The sequence below is a fragment of the Streptomyces sp. CC224B genome, assembly GCF_030010595.1.
Taxonomy (GTDB): Bacteria; Actinomycetota; Actinomycetes; order Streptomycetales; family Streptomycetaceae; genus Streptomyces; species Streptomyces longispororuber.
Genome location: NZ_JASCXL010000192.1, coordinates 1 through 9,307 on the forward strand (window position 1 = coordinate 1; position 9,307 = coordinate 9,307).

Sequence of the window (9,307 nt, forward strand, 5' to 3'; positions counted from 1 at the left end):
GCCGAGCGGCCCCCCCCCACCCCCCGGGGGGGGGGGGGGGGGGGGGGGGCCGGGGGGCGGCCCCCCCCGGGTTTCGGGAAGGGGCGGGCCTGGGGCGCCCCCGCGAGACCCCCACTACTCCCCCACCGGCACCCCCACCCCCGGGTGCGCCTCCAGCAACCGCCCCGGCGCGGCCTGCCGCCAAGAGTCCGCCAGGATGTCCCCCAGCTCCTCCACGTCCAGGACGCCCAACCGCACCCGCACCCAGGCGAAGCTCGCCTCATGCGCGGCCACCCAGAACTTGTCGGGCTCCGCGAGCACCAGCTCGTCCCGCTCCAGCTTGGGGCAGCGCACGGCGATCGAGGTCTCGTCCTCGGGCAGGGTCGCGAACATCTTGCCCGCGACCCGAAAGGTCGGCATGCTCCAGGCGACCTTCTCCGTGGTGTCGGGCAGGGAGAGGGCGATGCTGCGTACGTCGTCGGCGTTGACCATGGGCAGAACCGTAGCCAACCCCACTGACAACACTGACAACACCGCCGTCCCTCCCGGGCCCGCCCCCCCAGGCCCGGCCCTCACCCCACCCGCTCGTCCAGCCAGCGGGTCAGGTCCCGCCGCACCTCGTCCCGGTTGGTCTCGTTGAGGATCTCGTGCCGGGCCCCGTCGTACGCCGTCCAGGTGAGGTCGCGCACCCCCGCGTACCGCAGGTCCTCCAGGAGTTCGTACACGAGGGTCATCCCCTGGTGGCAGGGGTCCTGGGTGCCGACGGCGACGTGGACGGGCAGGTCCGCCGGGACGCGGGCCAGCGCCCGCGGGTCGTTGATCTTCCGGACGCCGCGCACCCAGTCCAGCGAGAGCCCGGCCGAGAACGGGAACCCGCAGCGCTCGTCGGCGACGTACGCGTCGACCTCGGCCTCGTCCCGCGAGAGCCACTCGAAGCCGGTGCGGTGCCGGTGGCCGTCGTTGAAGGAGGCGAACAGCTCCGTGACGAACGCCGAGGGGGCCGCCCGGCCGCCCTCGGCGACCTCGCGGCCCAGGCGCGCCAGCGCCGACTCGGTCTCGGCTCCCGGCAGTGAGCGGAAGGTGCCGGAGAGGATGAGGCCCGCGAGCCCGTCGGCGTACTCCTGGGCGTAGTCGCGGGCGAGCATCGAGCCGAGGCTGTGTCCGAACAGCACCACGGGGACGCCCGGGTGCAGCGCGCGGGCCTGGTCCCCGACGGCCCTGAGGTCGTCGACCATGGCCCGCCAGGCGTCCGTGCCGTCGCGGCCCCCGCCGCCCGCTGGTTCGGCGACGCCGTAGCCGCCCGTGCCCCGGGCCGTGGCGCCGTGCCCCCGGTGGTCGGAGGCGACGACCCCGTAACCGTGGGCGGTGAGGTGGCGCGCGAACCGGTCGTAGCGCAGGGCGTGTTCGGCGGCGCCGTGGACGATCTGCACGACGGCCCGGGGCCTGCCGTCGCGCGGCTGCCAACCGTACGTGGCGACGGCCACGCCGTCCGGCGCGGTGAGCAGCCCCGTGGTGCGGGCGGTCGCCGCGTCCCGCGCGTCGTCGTGATCAGGCATTCAAGTCCCTCTCCTCCTGCGGCCCGTGGCGCCCGCGCGTCAGCAAGCCGTCACGTCACGCCGAGCGACGTCGAGCGGTCTCAAACGCCGAGAAACAGCTTCATGCCTTCATGAGTGGCCCGGAAGCCGAGGCGCTCGTAGAACCGGTGTGCCCGGTCGCGGGTCTTGTGGGTACTGAGCTGCACGCGCGCGCAGCCGCGCGACCGGGCCTGCTCGACGGCCCAGCGCATCATCTGCTCCCCCACGCGCTGACCGCGCAGATGTTCCGCCACCCGCACGGACTCGATCTGCGCCACCAGGCCGCCCCGCCACAGCAGGTAGGGGATGAAGGAGACCTGGAACGTGCCGACGACTTCGCCCTGGACCTCGGCGACGGCCAGGAGCTGTCCAGGATCGGCGCTGATGCGTGCGAACGCGTCGACGTAGTACTGGGGCACGGGCGGCCCCGTCTCCACGGGAACCTCGAGGATCGCGTCCTGAGCGAGCAGCCGCAGGATCGACTCCAGGTCGGCCGGTTGCGCCGGCCGCATGAGTACCTTCATGACGTCAGCCCTACCCATGGAGGCGCTTGTAGAAGAACGTGGTCGGGCGCAGCACGCCCCGCGGGTCGGCGGCGTGGTCGGGGAGGACGCCGAGCGGGGTCCAGCCCGCGGACGCGTACAGGGACGCGGCGGGGCTGTCCGTCTGGGTGTCCAGGAGCAGCAGCGTCACCCCGGAGCGGGCCGCCTCCCGCTCGGCGCGCGCCAGCAGGCTCCGGCCGAGGCCCCGGCCGCGGGCGCCGCGGTGGACGAGGAGCTTGACGAGCTCGGCGCGGTGGCGGGCGTTGGCCTTGTCGGCGTACGCGAGGCTCACGGTGCCGGCGAGCCGCTCGCCGTCGCGGACCACCCAGGTGGCCAGGCGCCCCGCGGCCACGTCCGGGGCGCGGTCCCGCCACCACCGGGCGGCGGCGGCGAGGTCGAGGCCCGCGAGGAACCCGACGGACGCGCCGCCCTCCACGGCGTCGACGAGCAGCTCGCCCAACGCGTCGGCGTGCGCGTGCAGTTGCTCCGCGCTGAGGAGTTCCACGGCCAGGGACGACTCGGCGGCGGTCACGGCGCCACCACCAGGAGCGCGTACCGTACGGGCCGCTCGCCGGGGCACCGGAAACGTGTGCCGCCCCACACGCGGAAGCGCAGGCAGTCCCCGGCCGCCAGGGCGTGGGTCTCGTCCCGCACGGTCACGTCGAGCTCGCCCTCCAGGACCCACAGGTGCTGTTCGAGCCCGGGCACGGGCGGCCGGTCGTACGCGAGGTCGGCGCCCGGCGCGAGGGTGCCCTCGACGACCTCGCCGCGCAGGCCCGCGAGGGGCGGCGACACGGACCGGCGGGTGAAGCCCGAGGCGGGGTCGGTCCACACCGCCTGGTCGGCGGCGCGCACGAGGTGGGCCGGTTCCGCCTCGACCTCGCTCAGGAGCTGCGACATGGTGCGCCCGTAGGCGGCGCACAGCCGGTTGAGGGTGCTCGCGGTGGGGCTGATCTCCGCGTGCTCGGCCCGTGACAGGGTCGAGCGGCTCACTCCGCTGCGGTCCGCCAGCTCGCCGAGCGACCAGCCGCGCTCGGCGCGCAGCGCGGCGAGGCGGGCGGCGAGCCGGGCCTCGACGTCGGTGATCGGCACTGCCTCGTTTCCCATATCTGGGACCATAGCCCATATCTGGGCCAGAAGTACAGGGTCCACGGCCCGGTCCAGTCGTGTCACTTCGAGCCTCGCCGAAATGTTTCCGTGCCGTCCGCCGCGGTGCGAGCCTGCTGACAATCGCCTCAAGGGGGTCCTCATGAACACTTAGCGCTCTGAAGTGAGGGATAAGGGAACAAGTGGACAGGTGGGTAGGTGGGCATGGGGGAATGCTGTGCGGGTGCCGGAGGAGTCGGCGGCGTGGGGGAGGCCGACGAGGACAGGAACAGCGGGCACGTTACGGAGGCGGCCGTGACGGCGCGGGTGTTCGTCGTCGACGGCCACCCGCTCTTCCGGGCCGGAGTGCGGCAGGCCGTGGAGGACACGGCGGACCTGGAGATGGCGGGGGAGGCGACCACGGGAGAGGAGGCGGTCGTGGCCCTGCGGGACGGACATGTGGTCGCCGACGTCGTCGTCATGGACCTGCTGCTCCCCGACTGTTCCGGCATCGAGGCGACCCGGGCCATCATCGCGGAGGCGTCCGACGAGCCCGACGCGCCGCGGGTGCTGTTCGTCTCCGGGACCGCCGAGGACGACGCGGTCGTAGCCGCCTTGCGGGCCGGTGCGCGGGGTTACCTGGTCAAAGGGGTCCTGGGCGAGGAACTGGTGCGCGGTCTGCGCACGGTGGCACGCGGCGGGGCGGTGTTCAGCGCGGCCGTGGCCGACCGCCTCGGGTGCTACTTCTCCGCCGTCCACGAACTGCCCGTCCGGGCCGCCTTTCCCGATCTCACCGCACGCGAGCGCGAAGTGCTCGACCTGGTCGCCCGGGGCCTCAGCAACCGCCGTATCGCCCGCGAACTGGTGCTGTCGGAGAAGACCGTCCGCAACCACGTCTCCCGGGTGTTCGCCAAGCTCCACGTGGCGGACCGGGTGGAGGCGGCGGTGCGGGCCCGGGACGCGGGGCTCGGTACCTGACGGGGCCGCCGCGGGGGTGCATGCGGGACAGGTCCGGGACCGGGAACCCAGGCACCCGGGACCCGGGGCCGCCTAGCGTGAGCACTGGGGAGAGGCGGGGCGAACCCGGCACCCGTGCCCTCGTTCCCCTCTCCCGTTCGTGATCGCGTCCAAGGGAACAGGTGAGACGAGCATGGAGACGAACGACGTCTACGAGCCGCCCGCGCTGGAGGAGATCGGCGGCTTCGCGGAGCTGACCATGGCCTTCGGGCCGTGCGTCGAGAACGACTGGCTGTGGGGCACCGCCTGGATCTGCTGATCCGGCGGACTCACCGGCGGGTGGGGGCACCCCGCCCGCCACGGCACGGTGGTGGAGGCCGTACTCGCTCCGCCACCGTGCCGTTCCGCTCCCGCACGGGGGCGCCTCCACTCGGCAGCCCCGGCCGGTGACCTTGGCACGGCGGTCGCCGCCCGGCCGTCCCCCGTACGACCCTCTCGCCCCCGCGCCGACACGCTCGCCGGGCGAGCAGCCCGCACCGCACGAAGGGACCCGCCCGACATGGACTTCGTCGTGTTGCCCGACGGCCCGGCCGCGCCGGCCGTGGCCGAGCCACTGACCCGTGGCCCGGACGTCCGGGTGGTCCGCCACGCCTCGGGGCGCCCCTGGCTCGTGGGCCGGTGGGCGGACGAGGACCTGACGCTGGTGAGCGCCGGGGCCCGGCGCCTGGCCGTCCTGGGGCGCTCGGCCCTGGACCGGCACCGTGTGGAGCGCGCGCTGGCCGGTGCGCGGACGCCGGACCAACTCGACGACGTGGCCCGCTGGTTGCCCGGCTGCTTCCACCTCGTGGCCTCCTTCGACGGCTGGACGCGGGCGCAGGGGAGCCTGTCCACCGCGCGGCAGATCTTCTTCGCCGACGTCGGGGGCGTCACCGTGGCCGCCGACGGGCCGCACCGGCTCGCGCGGTGGGCGGACACGGGCCGGGGCGGCGACGCAGCCGTCGACCGGGATCTGCTCGCGCTGCGCCTGCTGACCCCGGCCCCGCCCTGGCCGCTCTCCCTGCGCCCGGTGTGGTCGGGGGTGTCGGCGCTCGGAGTGGGCTGCCGGCTGGAGCTGGGCCCGGGCGGCAGCGCCCGCGAAGTCCGCTGGTGGTGGCCGCCGGAGCCCGACACGCCGTCGGAGCGGGCGGCCGAACGCGTACGCGGGGCCCTGCTCGCCTGTGTCGGAGCGCGCGCCCGTGCCACCCTCAGCGCCGACCTGTCCGGCGGCCTGGACTCCACCAGCCTCTGCTTCCTGGCCGACGCGGCGGGCGCCGACCTCGTCACCCACCACTGGACACCGGCGGACCGCGCGAACGACGACACCGCGTGGGCCGACCGCGCCGCCCGGCACCTGCCCGCCGCCCGGCACCACGTCACCGCCGGCCGGGACGGCCCCACCTGGTACGAGACGACGGCCACCGCCGACTCCGGCCACGAGGAGGGACCGCTGCCCTGGGCCCGCAACCGCGCCCACATGCGGCGCCTGCTCTCCGCCATGGCCGCGGACGGATCGCGCTGCCACCTCCTGGGCGTCGGGGGCGACGAACTGTTCGGCGTCCTCCCCACCGCCGTGTGGTCGTTGATCCGCAGCCACCCGTTCGGCAGCCTCCCCAGGATCCACCGCTTCCGGGCCCTCAACCGCTGGTCCCTGGCGTCGACCGTACGCGGACTGGCCGACAGCGCCTCCTTCGCCGCCTGGCTGCGGTCCACCGCCGACCGGCTCACCGCACCCGCGCCGGGCCCGGGGGACGCGCTGCTGGGCTGGGGCTGGGAACCCCGGCTGCCGCCCTGGGCGACCGCCGACGCCGTCGACGCCGTACGCCGGTTGCTGCGGGACACCGCCGAACGGGCGCGCCCCCAGCCGCACCACCCGGACCGGGCCCAGCACCAGACCCTCGACATCGTGGTCCAGTCGGGCAACGCGCTACGCCACCTCAACGCCGCGCTCAGCGACGTGGGGGTCACCTGCGAGGCGCCGTTCCTCGACGACCGCGTCGTGGAGGCCGCCCTGTCCGTGCGGATCGGGGACCGGCTGGTGAGCGGGGACTTCAAACCCGTGCTGCGGCGGGCCGTGGCCGGCATCGTGCCCGAAGAGATCCTGGCCCGCCGCAGCAAGGGGGAGTTCAGCGCCGAGGCGTTCCAGGGCATGCGCCGCAACCGCGGGGAGCTGCTGGACCTCTGCGACGACCTCCGGCTGTCCCGGCTCGGCCTCGTCGACGCCGACGCCCTGCGCACCGCCCTGCTCGGCCCCAAGACCCGGTCCCGGCAGCTCGTCCCGTACGAGAACACGCTGGCCTGCGAGAGCTGGCTGCGGTCCGTGGCGGCACCCGCCCCCGGGGCCGCGTCCCTGGCTGGAGAGACCTCATGACCCTCGCCCTGAAGCCCGACGTCACCGCCACCGACACCGAGGACGGACTGGTCCTGCTCGACCAGCGCAGCGGCCGGTACTGGCAGCTCAACCGCTCCGGCGCGACCGCCCTGCGGCTGCTCCTCGACGGGCACACCCCCGAGGAGACCGCCGTCCGGCTCACCCGACGCCACCCCGATGCCGCCGGACGCGCCCTGACGGACGTACGGACGCTGCTCGCCGCCCTGGACCGGGCCCGGCTGGTGGTGACGGCATGAGCATGCAGGTCGTCGGAGAGACCGGGGTGCCGCTGCCCTGGCACCGGAAGCTGAGCGCACGGGCGGCCGTCGGCGCCGCCCGGCTGCTGGTGCTGCTGCCCCCGCGCCGACTGCGTCAGGCGCTGGCGGTGGCCCGCCGCGGGTCCCGCGCCGCCACCCGTGAACAGGCCCTCGACGCCCGCCGGGCGGTGGTGACCGTGAGCGCCCGCTGCGCCGGCCTCGGCTGTCTGCAACGCTCGGTCGCCGTCGTCCTGCTGTGCCGTCTGCACGGACGGTGGCCGGACTGGTGCACGGGATTCCGTACCGAGCCGTTCCGTGCCCACGCCTGGGTGGAGGTCGGCGCGCGGGCCGTCGGCGAGCCGGGGGACGTGGCGCTCTTCCACACCGTCATGAGCGTCCGGCACGGCGACGGGGCCCGGCGATGAACACGGCCGTCGCCCCCGGGGCCGTTCGCCGCGCCGTCGGCGCCGCGAACGGCGCCGCCGTCCTGGCCGAGGGACTGACCAGGACCTACGGCGGCCGGCAGGCGGTGACCGGTCTGGACCTGACCGTCCCGACCGGCCAGACCTTCGGCTTCCTCGGCCCCAACGGCGCGGGCAAGAGCACCACCATCGGCATGCTGTGCACCCTGCTGCGCCCCACCTCCGGCCGGGCGCTGGTGGCCGGGTACGACGTGACGCGCGAACCCCACGACGTACGCCGCCGCATCGGCCTCGTCTTCCAGGAGTCCACCCTCGACGTCGATCTGACGGCCATGGAGACCCTGCGCTTCCACGCCGATCTGTTCGGCATCCCGCGACGGCGGCGACTCGACGCCATCATGGACATGCTGGAACTGGTGGAGCTGGCCGAGCGCCGGCACGCCCCCGTCCGCACCTTCTCCGGCGGCATGCGACGCCGCCTGGAGATCGCCCGCGGTCTGCTGCACACGCCCCGGGTGCTCTTCCTCGACGAACCCACGACCGGTCTCGACCCGCAGACCCGCGCCGCCATCTGGGACCATCTGCGCCGGCTGCGCGAGGAGCGGGACGTCACCGTCTTCCTCACCACGCACCAACTGGAGGAGGCGGAGCACTGCGACCGGATCGCCATCATGGACGAGGGCGCACTCGTCGCGGACGGGACTCCCGCCGCCCTCAAGTCCGTCGTCGGCTCCGACCTCATCACCGTACGCACCGCCGACGACGCGGCCGCGGCCCTGGCCGTACGCGAACGCCTCGGTCTGGAGGCGGAGACGGACGCGGACGGGCTGCGCGTCCGGGTGGCCGACGGAGCCGCCTGGGTGCCCAGGATCTGCGGCGCCCTGCCCCTGACCGTGCACGCGCTGACCGTGACGCCGCCGACGCTCGACGACGCCTTCCTGCACTACACCGGCCGCACCATCCGCGAGGCCGACACCGAGCCGCCCGGGCTTTCGACACCCGCTTCGAGGAGGTGACCGTGCACACGGCAGACATGGCAGACACGGCAGACACGGCAGCCCTGCCGCGCACCGCCGACGCCGTCGGCCGGCGCGGACGTCTCGGCACGGATCTGCGCGCCGTCCGTGTGCTGTGGCAGCGGGAGGTGATCCGGTTCGGGCGCAACCGCCTGCGGATCGCCATGAGCGTCATCATGCCGATGATGTTCCTGCTCGTCTTCGGCACCGGCCTCAACGCGGCCGTGCCCACCGAGCCCGGCGCCCTCGGTGACTTCCGCGCCTTCTTCTTCCCCGGCGTCCTCCTCATGGCGGTGCAGGCACCGGCCATGGCGGCGGGCGCGTCCATCGTCTGGGACCGGCAAGCCGGCTTCCTGCGCCAACTGCTCGTGGCACCCGTCCGCCGCGCCCCGCTGCTGACCGGAACCTGTCTGGGCGGCGCGACCGCCGGCCTCGGCTACGCGCTCCCCGTGCTGTCCCTCGGCGGCCTGGTGGGCATCCCCTACCGGCCCGAACTCGGCCTCGTCCTCGCCGAACTGGCGCTCATCGCCTTCGCCTTCACCTCGCTCGGGGTCCTGGTGGCGGTGTGCGCCAAGCGGCCCGAGACCTTCCAGATCGTGCTCGGGCTGTGCATGATGCCGCTGCTGTTCCTGTCCGGGGCGGTCTTCCCGGCCAGCGGTCTTCCCGGCTGGCTCGGCACCGTCGTCGGCCTCAACCCCCTCACCTACGCGGTCGACGCGCTGCGACGCACCCTCCCGGGAGAGGGCGTCGCGGGGCTCGGCGACCGGGCAGCCGGACCGCAGTGGGGCGACTGGACCCCTCCGGTGGCCGCGGAGCTGGGCTGCGTGGCGGCCCTGGCGGCCCTGGCGCTGACCGTCGCCACGTACCGCTTCGCACGCGGTGATTGAGTCCCCCGCGGCAGGTCGGGCGGAACGGGAGCGGGGGGGGGGGGGGGGGGGGGGGGGGGGGGGGGGGGGGGGCGCCCCCCCCCGGGGCAGAGGGCGCCCGGCCCGCGGCGCCCGCCCCGGGCGGCCCCCCCCGCGGCGCCCGCCGCGCGGGCGGACGGGCGGGGGGGGGGGGGGGGGCGG

12 protein-coding genes are annotated in these 9,307 nt (G+C 75.1%); 7 read left to right on the forward strand and 5 right to left on the reverse strand.

What is annotated here, in order from left to right; all coding sequences use genetic code 11:
* Positions 1 to 114: 114 nt before the first annotated feature.
* The 5 genes from QK440_RS39995 to QK440_RS40015 form a co-directional block, all read right to left on the reverse strand.
* Positions 115 to 471: an MmcQ/YjbR family DNA-binding protein gene (locus QK440_RS39995; protein ID WP_282798184.1), complete on the reverse strand. Its 357-nt coding sequence runs from the start codon at positions 469 to 471 to the stop codon at positions 115 to 117.
* An 80-nt stretch (positions 472 to 551) separates the two neighbouring features.
* The gene (locus QK440_RS40000) at positions 552 to 1,535 is read right to left on the reverse strand and encodes an alpha/beta hydrolase (RefSeq protein ID WP_282798185.1); all 984 of its coding nucleotides are present in this window, start codon (positions 1,533 to 1,535) and stop codon (positions 552 to 554) included.
* Positions 1,536 to 1,615: 80 nt separating this feature from the next.
* Entirely contained in the window at positions 1,616 to 2,077 is a 462-nt protein-coding gene (locus QK440_RS40005) for a GNAT family N-acetyltransferase (RefSeq protein WP_282798186.1), read from the reverse strand.
* Positions 2,078 to 2,087: 10 nt separating this feature from the next.
* The gene (locus QK440_RS40010; RefSeq protein ID WP_282798195.1) at positions 2,088 to 2,606 is read right to left on the reverse strand and encodes a GNAT family N-acetyltransferase; all 519 of its coding nucleotides are present in this window, start codon (positions 2,604 to 2,606) and stop codon (positions 2,088 to 2,090) included.
* 17 nt (positions 2,607 to 2,623) lie between these two features.
* Positions 2,624 to 3,202 (reverse strand): XRE family transcriptional regulator, encoded by a 579-nt coding sequence (locus QK440_RS40015; protein ID WP_282798187.1) that lies wholly within the window; start codon positions 3,200 to 3,202, stop codon positions 2,624 to 2,626.
* Between the two features lie 243 nt (positions 3,203 to 3,445).
* On the opposite strand from QK440_RS40015, the gene QK440_RS40020 reads away from it, so the two are divergent.
* The 7 genes from QK440_RS40020 to QK440_RS40050 all read left to right on the forward strand — a co-directional run bounded on the left by QK440_RS40020 (position 3,446) and on the right by QK440_RS40050 (position 9,127).
* Complete coding sequence (locus tag QK440_RS40020; protein ID WP_282798188.1) at positions 3,446 to 4,159, forward strand: response regulator transcription factor; 714 nt, start codon at positions 3,446 to 3,448, stop codon at positions 4,157 to 4,159.
* A gap of 172 nt (positions 4,160 to 4,331) precedes the next feature.
* Entirely contained in the window at positions 4,332 to 4,457 is a 126-nt protein-coding gene (locus QK440_RS40025) for a lasso RiPP family leader peptide-containing protein (protein WP_282798189.1), read from the forward strand.
* A 240-nt stretch (positions 4,458 to 4,697) separates the two neighbouring features.
* Positions 4,698 to 6,545, forward strand: coding sequence for an asparagine synthase-related protein (locus tag QK440_RS40030; RefSeq protein ID WP_282798190.1), 1,848 nt, complete (start codon positions 4,698 to 4,700; stop codon positions 6,543 to 6,545).
* Positions 6,542 to 6,802: a lasso peptide biosynthesis PqqD family chaperone gene (locus QK440_RS40035; RefSeq protein WP_282798191.1), complete on the forward strand. Its 261-nt coding sequence runs from the start codon at positions 6,542 to 6,544 to the stop codon at positions 6,800 to 6,802. The genes QK440_RS40030 and QK440_RS40035 overlap by 4 nt, the downstream gene beginning before the upstream one ends.
* Positions 6,799 to 7,227, forward strand: coding sequence for a lasso peptide biosynthesis B2 protein (locus QK440_RS40040; RefSeq protein WP_282798192.1), 429 nt, complete (start codon positions 6,799 to 6,801; stop codon positions 7,225 to 7,227). Before QK440_RS40035 ends, QK440_RS40040 begins: the two co-directional genes overlap by 4 nt.
* On the forward strand, positions 7,224 to 8,240 hold the full coding sequence (locus QK440_RS40045; RefSeq protein WP_282798193.1) for an ATP-binding cassette domain-containing protein: 1,017 nt from the start codon (positions 7,224 to 7,226) through the stop codon (positions 8,238 to 8,240). Before QK440_RS40040 ends, QK440_RS40045 begins: the two co-directional genes overlap by 4 nt.
* Before the next feature lie 17 nt (positions 8,241 to 8,257).
* Positions 8,258 to 9,127 (forward strand): ABC transporter permease, encoded by an 870-nt coding sequence (locus QK440_RS40050; protein WP_282798194.1) that lies wholly within the window; start codon positions 8,258 to 8,260, stop codon positions 9,125 to 9,127.
* Positions 9,128 to 9,307: the final 180 nt, after the last annotated feature.

Bases quoted from the DNA above. Each gene is read 5' to 3' on its own strand.
- QK440_RS40005 (WP_282798186.1), bottom strand. From the start codon at position 2,077: ATGAAGGTACTCATGCGGCCGGCGCAACCGGCCGACCTGGAGTCGATC.
- QK440_RS40035 (WP_282798191.1), top strand. From the start codon at position 6,542: ATGACCCTCGCCCTGAAGCCCGACGTCACCGCCACCGACACCGAGGAC.
- QK440_RS39995 (WP_282798184.1), bottom strand. From the start codon at position 471: ATGGTCAACGCCGACGACGTACGCAGCATCGCCCTCTCCCTGCCCGAC.
- QK440_RS40025 (WP_282798189.1), top strand. From the start codon at position 4,332: ATGGAGACGAACGACGTCTACGAGCCGCCCGCGCTGGAGGAGATCGGC.
- QK440_RS40030 (WP_282798190.1), top strand. From the start codon at position 4,698: ATGGACTTCGTCGTGTTGCCCGACGGCCCGGCCGCGCCGGCCGTGGCC.
- QK440_RS40045 (WP_282798193.1), top strand. From the start codon at position 7,224: ATGAACACGGCCGTCGCCCCCGGGGCCGTTCGCCGCGCCGTCGGCGCC.
- QK440_RS40050 (WP_282798194.1), top strand. From the start codon at position 8,258: ATGGCAGACACGGCAGACACGGCAGCCCTGCCGCGCACCGCCGACGCC.
- QK440_RS40015 (WP_282798187.1), bottom strand. From the start codon at position 3,202: ATGGGAAACGAGGCAGTGCCGATCACCGACGTCGAGGCCCGGCTCGCC.
- QK440_RS40000 (WP_282798185.1), bottom strand. From the start codon at position 1,535: ATGCCTGATCACGACGACGCGCGGGACGCGGCGACCGCCCGCACCACG.
- QK440_RS40040 (WP_282798192.1), top strand. From the start codon at position 6,799: ATGAGCATGCAGGTCGTCGGAGAGACCGGGGTGCCGCTGCCCTGGCAC.